The following is a 22,470-nucleotide window of genomic DNA, read 5'->3' as shown; positions in this document are numbered from 1 at the left end:
TGGCCTTACATTGTAGCCTAGTTTATCAATATTAACGATATATCGTGACTCACAAATAAGTTGAATGCAGTGGCCACTTTTGCTGGTTTGTTATTTCCTCGCATCATCACAATCACCCTTGCCAAACAATATAAAAATATTTGCGAATGTTTTTAGTTATTAAATCAGGGCTTAATAAATTTGAGTGCTAGACCTTGGTCGAGTCTCACTAATTTAGCGTTAGCTTTTATTTCTTTTTTGTTATAGAAAAGTAAATGAAATGTTTAATTTCATTTCTGGGGAAGGCCTGTTTTGCTGTAAAATTCGCCAGTAATAAGAGCGAGGCAGTAAGCAATGGGGTCAAATTATAATAATCAAAAGAGAATAATGATGACTTTTGACAATAACAACGCAATAAACAAAAGTGCGCTGAGTTTAGCCGTTTCATTGGCTTTATCCGGTGCGAGTTTTTCAACTTTGGCACAAGAAGAAGTTAGCCTTGAGGATGTGGAAAAAATCGCTGTAGTGGGGTCACGTGCCACACCAAGATCAATTGGTGATTCGCCGGTTCCCATTGACATTATTGGCTCCGAAGAGCTCACTAAATCGGGTAATTCCGATATGCTCGAAGTGCTTAAAGGTTCAGTGCCTTCGTTAAACGTACACTCTAACCCAATTAGTGATGCGGCAAGTCTAGTGAGACCTGCAAATTTACGTGGCTTGTCGGCGGACAGTACCTTGATTCTTTTAAATGGTAAGCGTCGCCATCGCTCGTCAGTTATTACCTTTTTAGGCGGAGGGATAAACGATGGTGCCCACGGCCCTGATATTTCTGTAATACCGAGTATCGCATTGAAACAAGTGGAAGTCCTTCGTGATGGTGCTGCGGCTCAGTATGGCTCAGACGCAATTGCAGGGGTGATTAACTTTGTCCTTAAAGATAACGCTGAAGGCGGCAGTATCGAGGCAAAAGTCGGTGAGTATTATGAAGGAGATGGGCAAACCACAGAGGTGGCTGGCAACATTGGTATGCCGTTGACAAAAGATGGCTTTGCCAACTTTAGTTTTCAATATAAAAACGCCGATCCAACCAGCCGCAGTGTGCAGCGACCTGATGCACAAGCCTTTAATGATGCGGGGTTAGAGGTGGCCGATCCTGCGCAAATTTGGGGCTCGCCTGAAATCAAGGATGATCTAACAATCTTTGCCAACTTTGGTATTGATTTAGACGATAAGTCAGAAGCTTATATGTTTGGTAACTACTCTGAACGTGATGTTAAAGGTGGCTTTTACTACCGTAATCCCAATACCCGTGGTGGCGTATATGGCGGCATAGTGCGTAATGTGGGTGGCGTCAATATGTATCGTCCAGGTGATGATGACCCAACGGGTCAAGAAGCATGGGATAATGCGACACCTACCGTACTTGTTGGCTCGTTAGACGGTCGAGACCAACAGCTCAATTGTCCACTGGTTGAAATTGGCGCCAATGGTTTGCCTAATCAATCAGCGCTTGATTCTTTGGCTGCGGCCAATTGTTTTGCGTTTAACAACATGATCCCTGGTGGCTTCACTCCTAATTTTGGCGGCAACATTAAAGATAGCTCGCTAACGTTAGGTACCAAGGGTGAATTTGAGATTGAATGGCTAAGTGGTGTGTTGTATGACTTTAGCGCCAATATGGGACGCAATGAATCTCGCTATTTTATCTATAACACAGTAAATGCTTCACTCGGCCCAGATACGCCAAGAGATTTCAGCCCAGGTAAATATATCCAGTCGGAAACCAATTTTAACGCGGATTTCGTCAAGTTTGCCGATTTTGGCCTTGCTGATGATGTGTCAATTGCAGCAGGTTTAGAGTGGCACGATGAAACCTTTGAAGTGGTCGCGGGTGATGAGCCATCATTTATCGCCGGACCGTTAACTGACCAAGGCTTCGGCATTGGCTCAAATGGATTCCCTGGCTTCCAACCTTCGGCTGCCGGTGAGTATAGCCGCAATAACTCAGCCATTTATGTGGACTTGTCATTACCGTTTACTGAGAGCTTGCTGGCTGAGTTGGCTGTTCGCTATGAAGACTATGATAGCTTTGGCTCTACGGTGAACTATAAAGTTGCTGCTAATTACGCTATCACCGATGATATTGCGTTACGTGGCTCTTATAACACGGGTTTTAGAGCGCCAACTGTGGGTCAGGCCAATGTCAGTAACGTGCAAACTAACTTATCTAATGGTCAACTGGTCGACTCGGCATTGTTGCCACCAACCAACCCTATTTCGGTACAGTTAGGCGGTACGGAGCTGACACCTGAAGAGTCGAAAAGTTATACCTTCGGTGCGGTATATAACCAAGGTGATTTCTTCTTAACTGTCGATTATTACAATATCCAGGTTGAGGACCGTATTAGCCAGTCGGAAAAAATCACTTTAACCGAAGCCGATAAAGAAGCGTTAAAACAGGCGGGCGTTCCCAATGTGGATGGTTTATCACAGGTGAGTTTTTTCACCAATGACTTTGATACCACCACTGAAGGGGTCGACATTGTCGCTAATTACAGTGCTGATCTCTTTGCTGGCGATTCAACCTTCTCGTTGGCCTATAACTGGAATGAAACCACTGTAGACAGTTATTCTGATATCACTGGCGACTTTAAAGTATCTCGATTGGAGAACGACCTTCCTAATCATCGAGCCACATTTACCTGGGCATCAAACTGGGATCATATTGGTCTATTTACTCGCGTGAATTACTTCGGCGAATACCAAGGTGTGCACGTGGATTATGATGCCACTATTAATACGGGTGAAGCTGCGGTCACGGTTGATATGGAGCTAAGCTATTTTATTAATGAATCGTTTACGGTTTCGATTGGTGCGCAAAATATCTTTGATCAACAAGCCACAGAGATTAACTTTACTGAAGAAGGCGCGGCGGCTTGTGGAGGCTGTGTCAATAATCAGTGGGGTGGTAAGTATTATGAAACATCGCCATTTGGCTTTAACGGCGGTTATTACTACCTAAAAGGGGCTTACAACTTTTAGCTGCTAATCGCATAACTGAAAAAGCCCTGCAGTATTGCAGGGCTTTTTAGGTTATTGCACGTATTAGGTTATTGTACGTAGCTAAGCGCTTGCTCAACATCATCAATGGTAAGTTTGCCGGGTAACACCACGCCTTGTGGCACTTTGGGGCCATATACTCGATTATAAGGGATGCCTGATTGACCATTGTGCTCTAAAAACTGCTCCACTAACGCATTGGGCGAACTAAGATCGCCACGCATTAAAACGATGTGGCTGTTATCGAGTAAATCGACAATGATTTCACGATTAATCACGCTGTCTTTATTACGTTTACAGATACTGCACCAATCTGCGGTGACATCCACAAACACAGTTTTACCTTCAGCAACCAGTGAATTGATTTGGCTTGGTGCTAATGGCTGCCAAGTCAAACGTTTATAAGCGTTAAAATCTTCTTTTGGATAAACAAAGTAGCTTACCGCAGCATTCATACTGCAAAATATAGCGAGTAAAACAATCACGCCTGAGGGAAGCGTGCTGCCGCGCAGCTTTTTATACAGCAACCATAAGGTCACAGATACGAGTAGTAACAAGGTGATCAGGCTTGCCAGCACAATGGTATTCATCAAATAAGCCAATAAGAAGAAAGCCTTAGTTTAGCAAACTCATTGCAGAAATTAATCGGTTAGATTTTTTGCTCGCTCACAAATTTCGCGATAAGCTGGCGGCTTTTGTAATGCAATTCATATCAAGGTGGTTTTATGACCTTTAGCGCGTGGCTAGGGCTGTTAGCAATTTGCTGTCTCGGTGCAATGTCGCCTGGGCCAAGCTTAGCAATGGTAGTGCGCCATACATTAGGCGGTGGCAGAGGCAAAGGGATTATTTGTGCGTGGGCCCATTCTATTGGGATTGGGGTCTACGCGTTGATCACCTTGCTTGGTCTTGCGGTACTACTTAAGCAAGCGCCCATGGTGTTTAATGCGATTGCCATATTAGGGGCGTTATACCTTGCGTGGATGGGGATTCAAGCGTTGCGCTCAAAAGGGGGCGTGTCTGAAAAGTTACAAGCGGGCGAGCAAACTGATGCTTGGACAGCCGCGCGTGACGGTATCGCGATTTCTTTGTTTAACCCTAAAATCATGTTGTTCTTTTTGGCTTTGTTCAGTCAGTTTGTGATGGTAGCCGATGACTTATGGGGCAAATCTTTAATCGTACTAACGCCGCTCATTGTTGATGGGCTTTGGTACACACTAATTGCGTTGGTACTGTCCCATAGCGCGATTTTGCCTAAGCTTCGGCAACGTGCCGCCTTAATCGATAAGTTATCTGGTGTGGTGTTGATTTTGCTAGCTGTGCGGGTGCTGGTGACGATGTAAAGGGTAGATGCGGGGAATTGCTGTTTATTGACGATTAAGGCCATGAAAACAGCTTTAACTTGCAATAAAAAAGCCATCAAAAAGATGGCTTTTTTTGTGATAATGGCCGGTTTTATTGACCGTTAAACACCTGTACTGACTCATCCTTTTTAGGCTCTTCAGCAGCCTTTGGTGGGTTTTGGATGTGGTCATCTAAGTTGTCGCTCAACATATCGTGGAACTCTTTAGTGAACCACTCAAGTGCGTTGTCTTTTTCTGCTTTTAGATCAGAAGATTTAATTGCTGCTTCAAACGCATTAAAACGGGCGGCAGCGAAACGCATCGCGGTACCCACTTTACCGACATCTTGCTCTTGGCTATTTAACTCATTGGCTAGGGCAATGAATTGGTCGGCTAGTTGAAAAATAGTCGTCGCTTTCTGTTCTTCTGACATGCTGTACTCACTCTTAGAATGATAAATTTGATGTTATTTTCGAGCATGAATACTAACGTAATTCAGCAATGAATGAATCATCAAATTTGGGTTTATGGGATCTAACTCAAGCTGCTAGCCGTGTGGTTAGCTGGTTGGATCGGAGTCTGTGATAACTCGTCCGTCGCGGGAGTCATAGTAAATTGATAAGGTTGGCAGTGGGTTATAAAAATAACGGCATTGATCTGGCGAGATATAAGTGGCCTGATAGGTTGAGTTTTCAGGATCGCTTGAAGTCGAGATGCTCGGTGCATCTTGCAAGATAGTGCGCCAAACAGACATACAATCATTGGTGTTATTTAGTCGAGGGCTAGACTCAAAAGGTGGGTAGTTTTGTGCCGGAAACCCCCACAAATTGATATCGAGTTGGCCTTCAGTTCCGCCAGGGAAAATCTGTAAATTGTCAGCAGGACCAGTGTTACCTAGCGCCGCCCATTTTACATTAGCCAGCGTAATCCCCCCGCTAAATGCACCGCCCATGCCTTGAACAGTAGCAACTTCAGCATCCTGTTTGATATTAATAAACTTAGGCAGGGCTATGACAGCCAAAATCGCCAATACAATAATGACAACCACAAGCTCAATTAATGTAAAGCCAGTTTGTTGATATTGTGTTTTTGACGGCGAATTAAATAACACTGATTAGCCTTTGGGTATTTATTGACAATGATTTGAGTATAACATCGGACTTTTCAAGCAGATAGCCAAATGGCTAAATAATTTTAACGCCTGAGTTTCAAAGTTTGCATTTTGCTACAACTAGCTCAATTTTAGATAGAAGGTCAGATGACTTGCGTCAGGCTAGCTAGCCCCTTAAGCTTGGGCCAGTGATGAAATAGCGATAGTGTTGAGACGGTAATGGCAGATTGGCAAGCTTTTTTGGCTGAGCAGCAACAGCAACAGTATTTTAAACAGCTACAAGATTTTGTAAGTAGTGAGCGTCAAGCCGGCAAAGTGATTTTCCCACCTCAGGAGCAAGTGTTTAGTGCATTTGATATCACTGCACTTGAACAGGTGAAAGTGGTGATAATTGGTCAAGACCCTTATCACGGCCCCAACCAAGCTCATGGACTGTGTTTTTCAGTACAAAAAGGTGTAAAAGTGCCACCTTCGTTGGTGAACATTTATAAAGAATTGGCTGACGATATTGAGCAGTTCACCATACCTGAACATGGCAATTTAACCCCGTGGGCGCAGCAGGGTGTGCTGATGTTAAATACCGTGCTTACAGTAGAGCAGGGTAAAGCGCATTCTCATGCCAAAGCGGGCTGGGAAACCTTTACAGATAATGTTCTGAGCTTATTAAATCAGCAAACACGGCCGATAGTGTTTGTGTTGTGGGGGGCCCATGCGATTAAAAAGGGCAAGCTGATTAATGCGCCACAGCACCAGATTGTTTCTGGCCCGCATCCATCACCTTTGTCAGCGTATCGTGGCTTTTTTGGGTGTAAGCATTTTTCTAAAATCAATCAGTTACTCATTGAAGCAAAAAATACCCCTATTGATTGGTGTCTAAACTAACCTTTGCACACTTGCTGTATCAGCAAAAGCTGATTATAGTTATCTATGTAAGCGGTAACAATGGATGTACTGATTGCGTAGATTTATGTGCAATCTACCTAATTAATGGATTATGCCTCGCAAGCCGAGGAAGGTAGCAGATTATGTTTTTTGCAATTAAACGGGGTTCGTTAACCCGCTGGGATGGCAAAAGTCATGTGGGGTTTATCGAGCCAGACGATGGCACTGAGCCCCTCATGGTGGCAGCTAAACACCTTGAACCTATTGATTACCTTCCGAAAGTCGGCGACCGAGTCGCCTATTTAAGAACCTCCAATACCCAACATCCACTGTTAAGTGTGCGCGCACAAATTGATAACGGTGAGCCGATCCGTTTAAGTCGCTATAAGCGGCAGATATTCGATGTTGATTGGCTGTCGAAAATGAATGTGCTACTGGCGGTTTTGTTAACCGTTGGCATGGTGTTTTTGAGCTTAAATGTTGAATACAACCCATTTGTAGGCGACCGAGTGCAGCCGCCTGAGGGATTGTTTCCTGCAGGCTCTGAACACTATGTTGGCAAAACCGATACCAGTGATATGGTGTTTGAATGTCAGGGTAAAACCCAATGTATGCAGATGACGTCCTGTGGAGAGGCGAAGCATTATGTCGCCCATTGTCCCAACATGCAGACCCAAGTCGGCAGTTCGTCTTGTTTGAGCTTATGGTGTATTAACCCATAAGCCCTTATGTCCTTGAACCTATCAGTGCGTTTTGGTTAAACGATAGTGTTCAGCCAATGCCCCTTGAATCCGCTTGCCTTGTTTATCAAGCATGAACAGTTGATTTTCCCCTACCAAAAATAGTGGTTGTGACTCGCCTTCGCCCAACCGGATGATATTACCTTGCCCCAACCAAAATAGGGTGCCGGTTGATTCAAATACTTGCTCATTTTCGCCCAAGTATTGGGTACGCATAGTAAAGGTGTTATCACGATTTAGGGTTATTTCAGTGGCAATACCTTCACAGCTAGCACACGGGGTGACGCCTTGATAAGTGCCATTCCAGTCGAGGGCATTTTGGCTGGTGTCTCCCACGGGGATCGGATCAGCTGCTTGTAAGTGAGCAGGCATAGGCGTTGGGCTAGCAGGCTGCTTTGTGGTGCTGCAACCTGTTATCATCAGCGCCAGTATCATTGGGGCAACTATTTTCATTACTTAATGCTCAGTGAGTCATGGGGTAGGCTTATCATCTGAATTAATACAGCGCTTGTCTAGGTCGAGTTGAGCTTTCGTGCTGATTTTAGCAGTTAGTTGTTGATTATTTGAATAAGGCTGCAACTTAAAAACTTAATGACTCTACTTAAGACGCATAATAGTTAGGTGCCATACTGCTAGCCAATCGAAAGCTATTTTGATGAGCCATCCCAATCAGCATAAAATTCAACCTCAGCAGTTCAAACCTGAACGCCATTTACCTTGTTGATACGATCATGCTCACCGTAACCCATATAACCTGTCTATACTAAAACTTAGCTACTAGAACTAAGCTACTAAAACATTAGCTAATAAGATTAGTGTAGGTCACCCATATTGAATGCTCGGACTCTTTTATTCACAGCGCTGATTTGGTCGCAGTTTGTTATCGCCTGCAGCACTCCTAACGCGAGTGCGGCTTCACTGAAAACGGTGTCAAATGATTATGCGCCATTTTACTCTCAAGACATGCACTTAAATGGCGTCGTCTATCAGTTGGCCACCGAAGCGTTACATCAAAGTGGCTATCAAACCGACCATGACTTTTATCCGTTTGTACGTGCCACCGCGTTAACCCGAAATGGTTTAGCTGATGGGATTATTGGCCTTTGGTATCGGCAAGAGCGTGAACAATGGGCCAGTTACTCTGAGCCATTATTATCGGTAAACATCGTGCTGCTTAAGCGAAAAGACAGTGATATCCATTTTAAGTCGTTGGCGGAGCTAGCTCCTTACCGCATTGGTATTGGTCGTGGCTATGCCAATCCCGAGGCTTTTAAGCAGGCTAGCCTTAAAACCGAGGCGGGTAGCTCCGATGCTGAAAATTTGAAAAAGCTATTTTTAGGCAGGGTGGACTTAGTGCTGATCAGTGAGGATGTGGCTCAGCATCTTATCGCATTAGGTCCTACTGAGTATCGCCATGCGTTTACTGTGGTAGGCCAGCCGCTGAGTGTAGAGCTGTTTCATTTTGGTGTCTCAAAACAACGTCAGGATCATTTAAAAATTGTTGAGCAGTTTAATCTGGCGCTTAATGAAATGAAGCACAGCGGTCGAGTCAATGATATTTTGCGTCTGCACGGATTTGAGGACAACAGCTACTGGCTACAAGAGTTTAAACGTAAAGGGTTAAAGTAGCGCTGTTGGCCTAGCCGTTGTTAACTCCTAAAATCAAACACCTCAGTAGGCGTAATAATCATAGGTAAGGGAACATCCCAATCTGCCTGGTTAAGCTGGATGACCTGTTGGCAATCGTGCGCGTAGCCAACGGGCAGTGGTTTTCCTAGAGTCTGCCAATTACTCAGGGTTCGGTCATAGTAACCGCCGCCCATTCCCATGCGTGCACCGCTGGCGTCAAAAGCAACTAAGGGAGTCACAATCATATCGAGTTCATGGGGCAATACCATCTTGGTAATATCCAGCTTTGGCTCGGCAATGTTTAATTTATTGATGATTAATGGCGTGTCAGCTGTGTAGGCCAGAAAAATCAGATTTCCGCGGCTAAAAGGGTGTAGTCGAGGTAAGTAAACTTCAATCTGGTTTTGCCAAAGCGCCTGAATAAGGGGTTGTGTGTCGAGTTCACCGTCATTGGTAAGGTAAACCGCAATACGTTGCACACCTTGCTGTTTGACGATAGATAATAGGCGCTCCATGGCTTGTTGAGCAAACAGAGCTTGCTCGGCGGGCCTAATGGCATTGCGTCGCTGACGCACTGTTTGCCTGAGGGAGTGTCTATCGATGTTATCTTGTTTATTTAGTGGCATAGCGGCATGGTTGCGCAGGTTTCAAGTATATTTGCTGATTATGCGAAATAAGCTTAGTACTTATCAAGTTGATGCCAGGCTTTCACGCTTAACTTGTTAGCAATTACGGTGAAGGGCATTAGCAGCTTTATTTCAGTGCTAGTGCTCAAGTGAGACAGTGAAGATGAAAAAAGCCACCTATGAAGGTGGCTTTTAAGTGTTTGAATTGCTCCCCAGAGTGCCGACCTGTCGGTGTAGCCCTTGAACCGTAGGTTCAAGGCGGGTAAACGATTAAATCCTAAGGCTTCTCGGTTCAAGCCGAGCTTGCGCAATGTCAATAAAGCATTCACCCTGAGATTGTAAATATCGGCACAGGGACATAACCAACTGACGCACACCCCAGGGAGCAAAAAAGTTCATCGATACCATGCAATAGTGCATTTATCTTGGTACCTTGCCAGCAAGGCTGACTACTGTATTGCTACAGTTTAATCTGCTTTTGAAGAGCGCTCAACCAGTGCACCTTCAAGTGTAGATTGTAACAGACCGATTTTATCATCCATCTGCTTGATATAATCTTGGTTTTTCTTCTGCTCTTCGAGCAGTTCATAACCAATGTTTAAGGCTGCCATAATGGCAATCTCTTCACGGCTTAGATTGTTAGTACGCGATTTTAAGGTACTTAACTGTTTTTCTAGCTTGTCAGCCACCTGCCGTAATGCATTCTCTTGCCCAACTGGACAAGCGATGGAGTAGGTTCGGCCTAATAAGCTAATCTCAATAGCATGGCTACTCATTGCAAAGGGGCATCCGTTAATGTGGCTCTTGTGCGGACTATATCGGTCTGTTAGACAAAGTGCAATAAGTAGCTCGTGCTAATAAGATATAGTTAGATTAAATGTTGTTTAGATAACCAAAATTCAGATTAACCGTGCAATTTTTACCATTCTGAATCGCAAATTTTAAGCTTTAATTCAGCCAAGCAAGCCGCGCAATGACATAAGTAAACATTGCCATTGTGAACGGTTGCAGTTCACACTGTGGCATAAAAGCTTGCTAATTGGTTGGTTTTCACCCAAAACAGCTCGATAGCTTATGTGGCTTTTTCTTGGTGGCTTTAGTCAGATCTGCTAGCATGGCGCAAGATTATTTAGATTTGGAATCAGGTTATGGCAACTCCTCCCTCACTTAGCATCGATAGCCTTTTGGCAGAATTGAATGCCGCCGAAATTGGTCAACACCCCGTTGAAGTTCATGGTGCCTTAGTTGGCTTAATTTGCGGAGGAGTCAAGCATGCGCGTTCAGCTTGGGTAAAACCACTACTTGAGCTGATTAATGACGGCCAACCTTTGCCAGAAACACTACAACAGTTAGTTGAAGAGTTATTTCAAGACACCTTGACCCGCATCACCGATGTCGATTTTGGTTTCAGCCCTATGTTACCCGAAGAAGAAGAGTCGCTTAGCCAACGTGTTGAAGCGCTATCTTTGTGGGTACAAAGTTTTCTAACCGGTGTTGCCATAGTGCAACCTAAGCTTAATAAGGCTTCTGCTGATGTGCGTGAAGTGATTAGTGATTTGGCTGAGATTGCTCAAGTCGAGTTTGATGTTGCCGAAGACGATGAGTCAGAAGCTGCTTATATCGAATTGATGGAGTTTGCGCGCATGGGCGCATTGCTGTGTTATTCAGAGTTTGGTCCAGAACCTACCGACGATAGCGGCGAAAGCGACCCAGTTATCCACTAATCGACAGCAATTAGTTCGCAAAGCTAGGCAGAAATTTGTATGAGTGATGATTCATCCGCAGGCGAGATGCCAACCAAGGATATGACAGCCAAAGTACAACAGGTTGATATTGCTATCGTCGGCGGTGCCATGGCCGGCAGTACGTTAGCACTGGGATTGCAGCAACTAAGCCAGTCGCTGGATAAGCCGTTGACAATAGCTTTAATTGAAGCAGCAGCGCCCAGCGATAGTCACCCAGGGTTTGACGCACGCTCGATCGCTATCTCCCATGGTTCGATTTTTGAGTTAAATCGCTTAGGTGTATGGCCGATAATCTCAAAGCTTGGCACCGACATTAGCCATATACATGTATCCGACAGAGGCCACTTTGGCATGACTAGTCTTGATGTTGAAGACTTTCATGTTGATTGTTTTGGCCAGGTGGTAGAGCTTGCCCCTGTGGGGGCTGCATTATTTGCCCAAGTAAAAAAATCATCGGTAAGCCTGCATTGCCCAGCCAAATTGGCAAAATTAGACACCTTCAATGACAAGCAACAGTTAACCTTAGATGACGGCAGCATACTTGAAGCAAAGTTAGTTGTTGCCGCTGATGGCGCGCATTCGCAAGTTCGTCAAAGCGTGAGCCAAGCGGTGACTAAAGTCGAGTTTGATCAGGTCGCTATTGTCGCGAATGTCAGTGTTGATAAGCCTCATCAGGGGCGTGCTTATGAACGCTTTACTGATTCTGGACCGATTGCTGTATTACCTATGGCAGACAGTGATGGACTGGCGCGAATCTCTTTGGTGTGGGCGCTGAAAAGCACTGATGCTGAGCGCGTACTAGCGCTAGATGAAAGTGCGTTTTTAAGTGAGCTTCAACAAGCTTTTGGTCATCGGGCTGGGCGCTTTATTGCGGTTGGTAAGCGAGTTAGCTATCCGTTGGCGTTATCGTACATGCCAAGGCCGATTTATCATCGCACCGTGTTTGTGGGCAATGCTGCGCAAACGCTGCACCCTATTGCGGGTCAAGGCTTTAACTTAGGTTTACGCGATATTGCCACCTTGCTGGCTGAGATAAAGCATCAGCTGCTCCAGGGCAGTGATGATGTGGGTGAAACGGAGTTATTGCATCGCTATTTAACTGCGCGGCAACACGATAGGGATACCACCATCAATAATGTTGAAATTTTAGTGCGCGGTTTTTCCAACAATCATTGGCCTTTAGTGCTTGGACGCAATTTGGGGTTGCGGTTACTGTCTTGGTTGCCGCCGTTGAAAACACCAGTAGCAAGAAAAGCAATGGGCTGGAAAGCGCCGCAAAAGTTAACCGCCCAATAATCATGGCGCGGTTAACACAACAGATTCTAAGAATTGGCTAGAGGAAAGTTTCATGTTTAGTGCACAAACCTATGATGTCGCCATTGTTGGTGGAGGTATGGTGGGCTTAGCCACAGCAATTGGTCTAGCAATGGCCGATATGCGTGTGGTGGTGATTGATGCAGGGGAAACCCAAACCCTATCCGGCGAAGCTCGCCTGCGGGTCAGCGCTATCAATAAAGCGAGCGAGCGCTTACTTAATTACCTAGGAGCGTGGCATTACGTTGATGAAGCACGCGCAGCGCCATATTCAAAAATGGCGGTGTGGGATAAAGACAGCTTGGGTAAAATCGGTTTTGATGCCGATTCAATGAGCGAAGACCATTTAGGCAGCATCATCGAAAATGACAATATTTGCCAAGCACTGGCAAAGCGCGCTAGCGAGTTTAGCAATATTAATCACCTTGAAAATCAGCGTCTCAGTCAACTGGCCTTTGGCGAGCGCGAAGCTTGGCTTAGCTTAGAAAGCGGCGACAACCTCAGTGCCGCCTTGGTGATTGGTGCCGACGGGGCTAACTCTTGGGTGCGCGGACAGTGCAATATTCCGATGACATTTTGGGATTATGGTCATCATGCGCTGGTGGCCTCTATTCGCACTGAAATCCCCCATGGTGATACTGCAAGACAGGTATTTCTTGAAGGTGGGCCGTTGGCATTTTTACCGTTATTTGAATCTGACTTGTGCTCAATTGTATGGTCTTTACCGCCTGAGCGCGCTAAACAGCTACTTGATGCAGAACCACAGTCTTTTGAACGACAACTGACCGCCGCGTTTGACGGCCGCTTGGGCTATTGCCAATTGGCGAGTCAGTTGCAAGCGTTCCCGCTTCGCATGCGTTACGCGCGTCATTTTGCCCGCCATCGTTTGCTGCTGGCCGGCGATGCGGCCCACACCATTCATCCATTAGCTGGGCAAGGGGTGAACTTAGGCTTTTTAGATGCAGGTGCGATTATTGAAACCATTAGCGAGCTGCAAGCCAAAGGCAAAGACATTGGCGATTACGGCAATTTGCGTGCCCTTGAACGTTGGCGTAAAGCCGATGCTTTAGAGATGATTGCGGCAATGGAAGGCTTTAAACGCTTATTTGAAGGCAATAATCCATTGAAAAAAGCGGTACGCGATCTCGGCTTAAATCTGGTCGATAACCTTTCTCCTGTGAAAACACTGTTTATGCAACAGGCCATGGGCAATAAAGGCCGCTTACCCACCCCCTGCCAACCTCAATAGAGTTTTATGGTCAAAACGCAGAATAAGTTAAATAAAACAGTGGTTTGTTTTAACTTATTCTGCATGAACTTTTTTCATGTAAAAAAACTACACAAGTAACATGAGAAAAAGTAATGACAAAACCGTTCGGATTAGAAAATTCTCTTGTATACAAAACTGTGACGCAAGGTATAATTTCGCCGCATTTTGATACCATTGATGGATCTGCATCCTAATGTGAATGACAGATTATCGATGCATCTTTATTTATCCTAGAGGCTAGTTTGACTATCCTTTAGTCCACACCTTGTCCTTATGTACCCTAACCATAGAGGCGAGGCCCCGACAGGGCATAAAGAAGAGATAATAATGGCTAATAAAACTGTACTCTTTAACAAGCACTTAGAAGCTGGCGCTAAAATGGTTGATTTCCACGGCTGGGATATGCCAATCAACTATGGCTCGCAAATCGAAGAACACCACGCAGTGCGTCAAGACGCTGGTATGTTTGATGTATCACACATGACCGTAGTTGACGTGACTGGCGACCAAGCTTGTGACTTCCTACGTAAACTGCTTGCTAACGACGTTGCCAAACTTAAAGTACCGGGTAAGGCACTTTACGGTGGTATGTTAGACCACAATGCAGGCGTCATTGATGACCTGATCACCTATTATCTTAGCGATACCCATTACCGCATCGTGGTTAACTCAGCCACCCGTGAAAAAGACTTAGCTTGGATTGCTGAGCAAGTTAAAGGTTATGAGGTCACCATTACTGAGCGCCCAGAGTTGGCAATGATTGCCGTTCAAGGTCCACAGGCCAAAGCCAAAGCTGCTGCGGTATTTAATGATGCGCAAAACCAAGCGGTTGAAGGCATGAAGCCATTCTTTGGTGTGCAAGCTGACTCACTGTTTATCGCCACAACCGGTTATACCGGTGAAGCGGGCTATGAAATCATCGTGCCAGAAGCTGAAGCTGAAGCGCTATGGCAGGCACTACTTGATGCTGGCGTGCGTCCATGTGGTTTAGGTGCACGTGATACGCTGCGTCTTGAAGCTGGCATGAACCTATATGGCCTAGATATGGACGAAAGCGTTAACCCGCTAGCGGCGAACATGGGCTGGACTATCGCATGGGAACCAAGCGATCGTGACTTTATTGGCCGTGAAGCATTAACAGCGATTAAAGCTGCGGGCACTGATAAGTTAGTTGGTTTAGTGATGGAAGCTAAAGGCGTCATTCGTCCAGGTATGGCTGTGTTCTTTACCGACAGTGACGGCGTTGAACAACAAGGTGCTATCACCAGTGGCACATTCTCGCCAACATTAGGCTATTCTATTGCGATGGCGCGCGTACCAAATTCTGTTGGTGATGTCGCAGAAGTAGAGATGCGAAAGAAGCGCGTCCCTGTTAAAGTTATCGCACCATCGTTTGTACGCAATGGTAAACAAGCATTCTAGTTCCTGTGGGTTGGGCTAAACGCTTAACCCCTCAAGGACATTGCTAGGTTGATATGCAGGAAAATTAGCCAAATGGCTAATTGAGTTAATCTTAGCAACAAGTAAACCTTTGGCTAACTTGTTGCGTATTAGCGATAAGCTCATCAACCTAGACACAGTTTTAGCCTAATAGACTTTATAAAAAGCATTAGAACATCAGATAAAGGATCGAAAAAATGAGCAACATCCCTGCTGAACTTAAATATGCCTCTTCACACGAGTGGATCCGTAAAGAAGAAGACGGTTCTTACACTGTTGGTATCAGTGAGCACGCCCAAGAGTTGTTGGGTGACATGGTATTTGTTGAGTTACCAGAAGTTGGTGACACAGTAAGCGCTGGTGAAGATTGTGCGGTTGCAGAGTCTGTTAAAGCTGCTTCAGACATCTACTCGCCACTATCTGGTGAAGTATTGGCGATTAACGAAGCACTAGAAGATTCTCCAGAGCTAGTTAACAGCGATGCATACGGTGACGGTTGGTTCTTCCGCGTTATGCCATCAGATGTCGCTGAAATTGATAACCTGCTTGATGCTGAAGGCTATCAAGCAGTTGTTGACGACGAGTAAGCGGTCGTAAACTACAAAGCCCCAACGCGCTGTGCTTGGGGCTTTGTTCGTTATACTCGCTTTCATTGGTATAGCGAATGACATAGCTAAGTGACTTTTACGGGTAGGGGATAACACCCTATCGCAGACCTCAAGCTCAATTATCGAGACTAGAAGTTATTTAGCTATTGCGTACAGGGTTTGTTCTTGGCCTAGCCAGACAAACACGACTTAACAACGAGACCGGTAACTCTGCACCCTACAGGCAAGATACTGGCAAATATGGAACTAGGTTAATCATGACCAAAGAAACACTCACACAGTTAGAGCAGCATGATCGCTTTATCGGTCGTCACATTGGCCCAGATAGCGAGCAACAACAAGAGATGTTGAACTTTGTTGGTGCTGAATCTTTAGAAGATTTAACCGCACAAATCGTCCCGGAAGGTATTCGCCTTAACCGTGACCTAGCGGTTGGTGATAGCGTTGGTGAAGCTGAAGGTCTTGCCTATTTACGCACTGTAGCGAATAAAAACAAGGTTAATAAAAGCTACATTGGTATGGGTTATTACGGCACTGAAGTCCCATCGGTTATCCTACGTAACGTATTTGAAAACCCAGGTTGGTACACCGCGTATACGCCGTATCAGCCAGAGATCGCCCAAGGCCGTCTTGAAGCCATTTTGAACTTCCAGCAGTTGTCTATGGACCTCACCGGCCTAGACTTAGCGTCTGCATCACTGCTTGATGAAGCAACCGCAGCGGCTGAAGCCATGGCGCTGGCTAAGCGTGTATCGAAAGCCAAAAAAGCCAACATCTTCTTCGTTGCTGACGATGTGTTCCCACAAACATTAGACGTGATTAAAACCCGCGCTGAGTGTTTTGGTTTTGAAGTGATTGTTGGCCCAGCCAATGAAGCGGTTAACTATGAGCTATTTGGTGCACTGTTCCAGTACACTAACAAGCACGGTCAAATCAGTGACTACACTGAGTTGTTTGCTGAGCTAAAAGCCAAGAAAGCGGTTGTGACGGTAGCGGCTGACATCATGTCACTGGTGATGCTGAAATCACCTGGGTCTATGGGCGCAGATGTCGTCTTTGGTAGCGCACAACGCTTTGGTGTGCCAATGGGCTTTGGTGGTCCACACGCTGCGTTCTTCGTATCGCGTGACGCCCACAAACGTTCACTGCCAGGCCGTATCATTGGTGTATCACAAGATACCCGTGGTAACCGTGCACTGCGTATGGCAATGCAAACTCGTGAGCAACATATTCGCCGTGAGAAAGCTAACTCAAACATCTGTACTGCACAGGTGTTACTTGCCAACATGGCGTCGTTCTATGCCGTTTTCCATGGTCCACAAGGCCTGAAAACCATTGCTGAGCGCATTCACCGTCTCACTGACATCTTGGCTACTGGTTTGAGCCAAAAAGGCGTGCAGCTAGTTAACGACACTTGGTTTGATACCGTATCGTTTAGCGGCCTTGATGTTGCTGCTGTTAAGCAGCGCGCAGCAGAGGCTGGTGTTAACCTGCGTTTTGATACTGACGGCATTGTTGGCGTCAGCTTGGCAGAAACTACACTACGCACTGATATTGCGGAACTATTCGATGTGATTTTAGGTGCAGGTCATGGCCTTGATGTTGACGCATTAGATGCAGAAGTGATGGCAAACAGCGCATCAGTTCCGGCTGAACTCGTACGTGACGATGCTATCTTGACGCACCCAACCTTTAACCGTTATCACAGTGAAACTGAGATGATGCGTTACATCAAGCGTCTAGAGAACAAAGATTTAGCGCTTAACCATTCAATGATCTCGCTTGGCTCATGTACCATGAAGCTAAACGCGGCCACAGAGATGCTACCGGTGAGCTGGCCTGAATTTGCCAACATGCACCCATTTGCACCACTGGATCAAACTGAAGGTTATGCGCAGCTAGTTCAAGAGCTATCTGACTGGTTAGTGGATATCACAGGTTATGATGCGGTTTGCATGCAGCCTAACTCTGGTGCACAAGGAGAGTACGCAGGTCTACTTGCGATTGCCAAATACCACGAGTCTCGCGGTGAAGCGCATCGTAACATCTGCTTAATCCCACAGTCTGCTCACGGTACTAACCCAGCATCAGCCCAGCTTGCGGGTATGAAAGTGGTCGTGACTGCATGTGATAAAGACGGTAACGTCGATATGGAAGACTTGAAAGCGAAGGCTGCTGAAGTGGCTGAGAACTTGTCTTGCATCATGATCACTTACCCATCAACTCACGGTGTATATGAAGAAACCGTGCGTGAGATTTGCGAAGTGATCCACAGCCATGGCGGCCAAGTTTATCTTGATGGTGCTAACATGAACGCGCAAGTCGGCCTAACTTCACCTGGCTTTATCGGCGCTGATGTATCACACCTTAACCTGCACAAAACTTTCGCTATCCCACACGGTGGCGGTGGACCAGGTATGGGCCCAATCGGTGTTAAATCACACCTAGCGCCATTTGTTGCTGGTCACGCGGTAGTGAAGCACGGTCGCGACTCTGACAACAATGGTGCGGTTTCAGCAGCACCATACGGTAGCGCGGGTATCCTGCCTATCACTTGGATGTACATCAAGCTACTTGGCAAGCAAGGCCTTAAGCAGTCAACGCAGATGGCACTACTGAATGCCAACTACATGACCAAGCGCCTAAGCGACCATTACCCTGTGCTTTACACTGGCCGTAACGGACGAATTGCTCACGAGTGCATCATTGACCTACGCCCGCTTAAAGAAGCCTCAGGCGTGACTGAAATGGACATTGCTAAGCGTCTTAACGACTATGGCTTCCACGCGCCAACCATGAGCTTCCCTGTTGCAGGTACGCTAATGATTGAACCAACCGAGTCTGAGTCTAAAGTTGAGCTAGACCGTTTTGTTGATGCGATGATTGCCATTCGTGGTGAGATTGCACGTGTTGAGTCAGGTGAGTGGCCAGCGGATAACAACCCGCTACACAATGCACCACACACCATGGCAGACATCATGGACCCAGCGTTTGATTCACGTCCTTACAGCCGTGAAGAAGCTGTGTTCCCAACGGCGGCGGTTAAAGCGAACAAGTTCTGGCCAACGGTTAATCGTATTGATGATGTGTATGGGGATAGGAACCTTTTCTGTGCCTGTGTACCAATGAGCGACTACGAGTAATCTTTGCTGCTTAGGCTCGCTACTGCGGTGTTGAACCTCGGCTCCAGTCCTCATTGACAACAGTCAACTCCGGGCTAGAGCCTTCGGTTCGCCTAGCATTAGCATCGCCAGCGACGCAATGACAGTGGTAGTTGGGTTATAGAAGTTTGTTATTTATAAAGAGAGAAAGCGACCTTAGGGTCGCTTTTTTACAATACACTCTTTATATATTCGGTTTTTCTCCAAAATACTCGAGCCAATGTTCTTCCCATTTTTCAGCCAATGAAAAAGTTTTAAACTTTGTATGCAAATCATCTCTTATTAATAACCATGGTTGCTGGTTTAGACCTGTAGTTCGTAATGCTCTAGAAACATTGGGAGATGCTTTTTTGTTTTGTTCATCAACAATATACATGTTAATTGTCTTGGTTAAGTCTATGCCTTGACTTGCTTCATGTCCTAAGAACTTTCTAATTAACAATGCCGTGAAAATCAAAGGTGCATATTCAGATTTCTCTTCTCGTACTATATCGAGAGTTGTAGGTATGAGGTCTGCGATTAGCTCTTCTAGATCACTTTCATCATTTTGTGGTGTAGATGAAATATCATCGATGCCACCAAATTCGAAACTAGATTGTAATAGGTTGCTATTCTGATATGTTTTTTGTTTGAAGTTTGATTTTAGGTAGTTAATGAAGTCGTCTATTTTTTGTTCTGAAGCTTTTATTTCTGAGTCTGAATTTAATAGAGATTCGCATATGCGTTCTTGTTTAAATTGATTTAATAGGTATGACGATATGGAGCTACTCAACCCCGAATTTTCAATAAGCGATAATCCATCTCTGATTACTTCTGAATAGGTGTCCCCCATGTAAGAAAAAAATTCTTCATACTCCTTTTTAGTGGAATTAAAATGTTCTTTATCGTGGAATGGGAGTTCATTTGCTATCAGGGATAGATATACTTTGTTACTTACTATGTCTTTAACAAGGATTGCACCTAGTGGGGATATTTTAAATGTTTTTCCTTGGCTAATTGTGAAGTTTAAAGTGTTTCCGCCATCAGTGGGTATTTCTACGCACTCAATTAATCTGTGCTTGATAGATTCCTCTATCGCGATAGTTATCCAATTACTATGGTAGCCATACATTTTTGCAAAGCTAATAAGCTTCTTTAGAGGAGTTCCATAAGGTGAGTCATTATTCAACAAAAAATGAAGTAGCCTTAGTTTTAGAAAGTATGATTTGTTTATATTCTTTGTTGGTATGAATATATTAGGTATTGGAGCTAGCGCATAGCTGTCTTCTGAAATCATGAGTGAGGCGATAACTTCTTCAAACTCCCATAGTTTATCATTTCCTATTTTCTTGTGAGTGCTTTTTAAAATCTTGTGGAACATTCTTATGTTGTGCCATGATATACAGGATAGTGTCTCTAGGATTCGTTGTCCTACAATTTTTCTTTGTATGGTTTTTTTTAATACTTCTGCATGTTCTAGACAAGATTTCTTGAATTCATTTAAATCGTAAGATTTTCTCCACTCTTTTATTCTAAAGTCTTCGTCGAAGTGTTTTTCAATATACTTTATTCTTTTGGATATTATTTTGTTGAAATCTGGTGCTTTAAGATGAATTACTCTATCTCCACTTCTTACATCTAACCAGCCACTATCCTTGTTGGTGAAGTAAGTAAACTCTCTCATGGTTATAATGACTGTTGAACCAGATTCTTTTGCGATTTTGTGTGCTAAAACATATGTCTCCTCTTGAAAGTGTTCTGAAGCCCTGTCTACATTATCAATGATCAAAATTGCTGGTTTTCCCTTATGCTTCTGATTCTTTAGCGTCCTAATTACAAAGTTATCGGTTTTTGATTTTAATTTTTCTAAGAGCTCCGCTTCTTTGTCAATGTATTTACTAAAATCAGATTTGAATTGTAATTGATAAGGCCCACTTTTTAGGGCGTTTATTTCACTGTTATACGTTTGTTTTAAGTTCTCGTATTCAAGAGTTTCTGGGAATTTTTCTAATAGTGCTTCATTTACACGATTTATTATTATATTTTTCGCATCAACCTCCCTCTGGGTAACATCATTTATCAGATCCACAATTATTGGTGTGGTAGAGTGTTTGTGATTTATTTTTGTCTCATTGATTACTTTCTGAACTAATGTAGACTTTCCACAGCCGACTGAGCCGGTTATTAGAATAACCTTTCCAGTTTGATGGTCGTTGATGATTGCTCTTGCGCTTTCTCCAGGATCTAGGTCTTCAGTGTCAAAAGGAAGATAGTTAGGCGTTGTATCTTTAAGTAAACGCTTTAAATCCCCTTTGTACTGTTCTAGTTTAGAGTCTGCTACGAAACAGTGCTCAAGCATTTTCTTTTGATTGCTATTAGTTATTTCGTCAAAAAAGCTTAAGTAAAATTCGTCTGTATACTTAGTAGAGTGGTAACTCCCCCATTTTAACTTTCCATAGTGGTTGCTCAAAGTTAAGTTGATAGGTGATGGGGCATAGTTTATCTCATTTAGGTATTGCTCTAACTCTCCAGATGAAACGCTATTTTTTGATAACAAGTCATAAAATAAATCGTAATAGAAATTGTCAGTAAATAAATTTCCAAAATAAATACCTTTCATACCATCAATGGACTTTCCAGGCTTTGGTACAAGTTGCATGGCAAACCACTCTGCGCCATTCGTAATCACAGCATGTGTGACCCGATTATCTTTACAGTACTGACTTGCTTGATTAATGGTATCTGTTAGGTTCTGCTTGAAGGCTTGCTTAAAATAAGAAATAGCGTAGTCGTTGTTGTGCATTTTTCTATTTGATGGCGAACTAAATGTTACGCCTATTTTCTTAGCTTCAACAACTAACTTAGGAACACCATCATGTGTTAACAGGTAATCTACGAACCCATTTGATGTTGTATGACTTTCTGGGTTAAAGTCGTTTGGGTGCCATCCTAAAATCTTTAAAGTTTCATCGATTAAAAGCAAACGAGTTGAGGCTTCGTTTGCATTATGAATAGTCGAGCTTTTGTTTGAATATTTTGCGATGAGCGATTTAATTTTGTCCAGCCCAACCTCTTTTTCGCTTTTATTAGTTTTCAACTCTAGTCCTTATGCTAACTCACTATTTTTCAATGCATGCGATATGAGTTTATTGAATCAAATAATAAATGGGTTAAGAGTAAACTTTTCAATTGGTGCTTGTATGGTTCAAATGAACTGAATTTTACAAGCGAATGATTGGCTTCTTCTTCCCTGAAAGGCGCTCTCTTATTGGATTAAGAGCTTGGCCTGCGTTTATTTATTTTGGTTATAGATTACGCTATTTCTTTTACAGTTTTCAATAGTGTATACAATCTAATCACGATTATTTTTGATGATAATTAGAGAGTTGTGGTTTATATGGGGTTAACTAATTTAATTAGCCTTTGCTAAATTAATTTGGCTGGCAAATAGGTCAGCTATTTTTCCTTTTGCCTTTTTTAGTCCAACGCTTTTAAGCATTACTGATTTAGCGTTATTACGTGTTTGGAATAGTGACTTTTGGGTAAGGACACAAAATGTCACATCTGTTGAGTGCTCGGTGTG

General features: G+C 44.2%; 18 protein-coding genes and 1 other RNA gene. 11 read left to right on the top strand and 8 right to left on the bottom strand.

The genetic code is table 11. From position 1 onward, the window contains the following. Positions 1-369 precede the first annotated feature (369 nt). On the top strand, positions 370-3,024 hold the full coding sequence (locus ACHUFW_RS11275; RefSeq protein ID WP_394203399.1) for a TonB-dependent receptor plug domain-containing protein: 2,655 nt from the start codon (positions 370-372) through the stop codon (positions 3,022-3,024). A gap of 68 nt (positions 3,025-3,092) precedes the next feature. Here the strand turns inward: ACHUFW_RS11275 and ACHUFW_RS11270 are convergent, their stop codons facing one another. Further along, positions 3,093-3,632, bottom strand: coding sequence for a thioredoxin family protein (locus tag ACHUFW_RS11270; protein WP_394203111.1), 540 nt, complete (start codon positions 3,630-3,632; stop codon positions 3,093-3,095). A gap of 135 nt (positions 3,633-3,767) precedes the next feature. Here ACHUFW_RS11270 and ACHUFW_RS11265 point away from each other — a divergent pair, with 135 nt between their 5' ends. Next, on the top strand, positions 3,768-4,382 hold the full coding sequence (locus tag ACHUFW_RS11265; RefSeq protein WP_394203110.1) for a LysE family translocator: 615 nt from the start codon (positions 3,768-3,770) through the stop codon (positions 4,380-4,382). A 112-nt stretch (positions 4,383-4,494) separates the two neighbouring features. Here ACHUFW_RS11265 and ACHUFW_RS11260 read toward each other — a convergent pair whose 3' ends face one another. Together ACHUFW_RS11260 and ACHUFW_RS11255 are read right to left on the bottom strand one after the other, a co-directional pair. Next, entirely contained in the window at positions 4,495-4,815 is a 321-nt protein-coding gene (locus ACHUFW_RS11260) for a DUF3144 domain-containing protein (protein ID WP_394203109.1), read from the bottom strand. Positions 4,816-4,941: 126 nt separating this feature from the next. Beyond that, positions 4,942-5,493: a type II secretion system protein gene (locus tag ACHUFW_RS11255; protein ID WP_394203107.1), complete on the bottom strand. Its 552-nt coding sequence runs from the start codon at positions 5,491-5,493 to the stop codon at positions 4,942-4,944. Positions 5,494-5,712: 219 nt separating this feature from the next. Between ACHUFW_RS11255 and ung the strand changes: the two genes are divergently transcribed. Together ung and ACHUFW_RS11245 are read left to right on the top strand one after the other, a co-directional pair. After that, the gene (ung, locus tag ACHUFW_RS11250) at positions 5,713-6,375 is read left to right on the top strand and encodes a uracil-DNA glycosylase (protein ID WP_394203105.1); all 663 of its coding nucleotides are present in this window, start codon (positions 5,713-5,715) and stop codon (positions 6,373-6,375) included. A gap of 143 nt (positions 6,376-6,518) precedes the next feature. Then, positions 6,519-7,097, top strand: a complete 579-nt coding sequence (locus ACHUFW_RS11245) for a hypothetical protein (RefSeq protein ID WP_394203103.1) — start codon at positions 6,519-6,521, stop codon at positions 7,095-7,097. Between the two features lie 21 nt (positions 7,098-7,118). On the opposite strand, the gene ACHUFW_RS11240 is transcribed toward ACHUFW_RS11245, so the two are convergent. Beyond that, complete coding sequence (locus ACHUFW_RS11240) at positions 7,119-7,568, bottom strand: copper resistance protein NlpE (RefSeq protein ID WP_394203102.1); 450 nt, start codon at positions 7,566-7,568, stop codon at positions 7,119-7,121. Positions 7,569-7,946: 378 nt separating this feature from the next. On the opposite strand from ACHUFW_RS11240, the gene ACHUFW_RS11235 reads away from it, so the two are divergent. Then, the gene (locus tag ACHUFW_RS11235; protein ID WP_394203100.1) at positions 7,947-8,744 is read left to right on the top strand and encodes a substrate-binding periplasmic protein; all 798 of its coding nucleotides are present in this window, start codon (positions 7,947-7,949) and stop codon (positions 8,742-8,744) included. Positions 8,745-8,764: 20 nt separating this feature from the next. Here the strand turns inward: ACHUFW_RS11235 and ACHUFW_RS11230 are convergent, their stop codons facing one another. The 3 genes from ACHUFW_RS11230 to ACHUFW_RS11220 form a co-directional block, all read right to left on the bottom strand. Next, the gene (locus tag ACHUFW_RS11230; RefSeq protein ID WP_394203099.1) at positions 8,765-9,370 is read right to left on the bottom strand and encodes a 5-formyltetrahydrofolate cyclo-ligase; all 606 of its coding nucleotides are present in this window, start codon (positions 9,368-9,370) and stop codon (positions 8,765-8,767) included. A gap of 205 nt (positions 9,371-9,575) precedes the next feature. Next, a non-coding RNA gene (ssrS, locus tag ACHUFW_RS11225) (6S RNA) lies at positions 9,576-9,758 on the bottom strand. A gap of 79 nt (positions 9,759-9,837) precedes the next feature. Beyond that, complete coding sequence (locus tag ACHUFW_RS11220; RefSeq protein ID WP_394203097.1) at positions 9,838-10,146, bottom strand: cell division protein ZapA; 309 nt, start codon at positions 10,144-10,146, stop codon at positions 9,838-9,840. Positions 10,147-10,518: 372 nt separating this feature from the next. Here ACHUFW_RS11220 and ACHUFW_RS11215 point away from each other — a divergent pair, with 372 nt between their 5' ends. The 6 genes from ACHUFW_RS11215 to gcvP all read left to right on the top strand — a co-directional run bounded on the left by ACHUFW_RS11215 (position 10,519) and on the right by gcvP (position 18,890). Next, on the top strand, positions 10,519-11,094 hold the full coding sequence (locus ACHUFW_RS11215) for a UPF0149 family protein (RefSeq protein ID WP_394203095.1): 576 nt from the start codon (positions 10,519-10,521) through the stop codon (positions 11,092-11,094). 39 nt (positions 11,095-11,133) lie between these two features. After that, entirely contained in the window at positions 11,134-12,411 is a 1,278-nt protein-coding gene (ubiH, locus tag ACHUFW_RS11210) for a 2-octaprenyl-6-methoxyphenyl hydroxylase (protein WP_394203093.1), read from the top strand. Between the two features lie 52 nt (positions 12,412-12,463). Further along, positions 12,464-13,678 (top strand): FAD-dependent monooxygenase, encoded by a 1,215-nt coding sequence (locus tag ACHUFW_RS11205; protein ID WP_394203091.1) that lies wholly within the window; start codon positions 12,464-12,466, stop codon positions 13,676-13,678. A gap of 348 nt (positions 13,679-14,026) precedes the next feature. Then, a complete protein-coding gene (gcvT, locus tag ACHUFW_RS11200) occupies positions 14,027-15,121 on the top strand; it encodes a glycine cleavage system aminomethyltransferase GcvT (RefSeq protein ID WP_394203089.1) in 1,095 nt (364 codons plus the stop codon). Between the two features lie 215 nt (positions 15,122-15,336). Then, on the top strand, positions 15,337-15,726 hold the full coding sequence (gene gcvH, locus ACHUFW_RS11195; protein ID WP_394203087.1) for a glycine cleavage system protein GcvH: 390 nt from the start codon (positions 15,337-15,339) through the stop codon (positions 15,724-15,726). Between the two features lie 278 nt (positions 15,727-16,004). Then, positions 16,005-18,890, top strand: coding sequence for an aminomethyl-transferring glycine dehydrogenase (gcvP, locus tag ACHUFW_RS11190; protein ID WP_394203086.1), 2,886 nt, complete (start codon positions 16,005-16,007; stop codon positions 18,888-18,890). 202 nt (positions 18,891-19,092) lie between these two features. Here gcvP and ACHUFW_RS11185 read toward each other — a convergent pair whose 3' ends face one another. Continuing rightward, on the bottom strand, positions 19,093-21,984 hold the full coding sequence (locus tag ACHUFW_RS11185; RefSeq protein WP_394203084.1) for a P-loop NTPase fold protein: 2,892 nt from the start codon (positions 21,982-21,984) through the stop codon (positions 19,093-19,095). Between the last annotated feature and the right edge of the window lie 486 nt (positions 21,985-22,470).

The sequence above is a fragment of the Shewanella waksmanii genome (genome assembly GCF_043643685.1).
In the GTDB taxonomy this organism is placed as follows: Bacteria; Pseudomonadota; Gammaproteobacteria; order Enterobacterales; family Shewanellaceae; genus Shewanella; species Shewanella waksmanii_A.
Note: the sequence above shows the minus strand (reverse complement) of the source record. Positions and strands in the feature narration are given on the sequence as shown.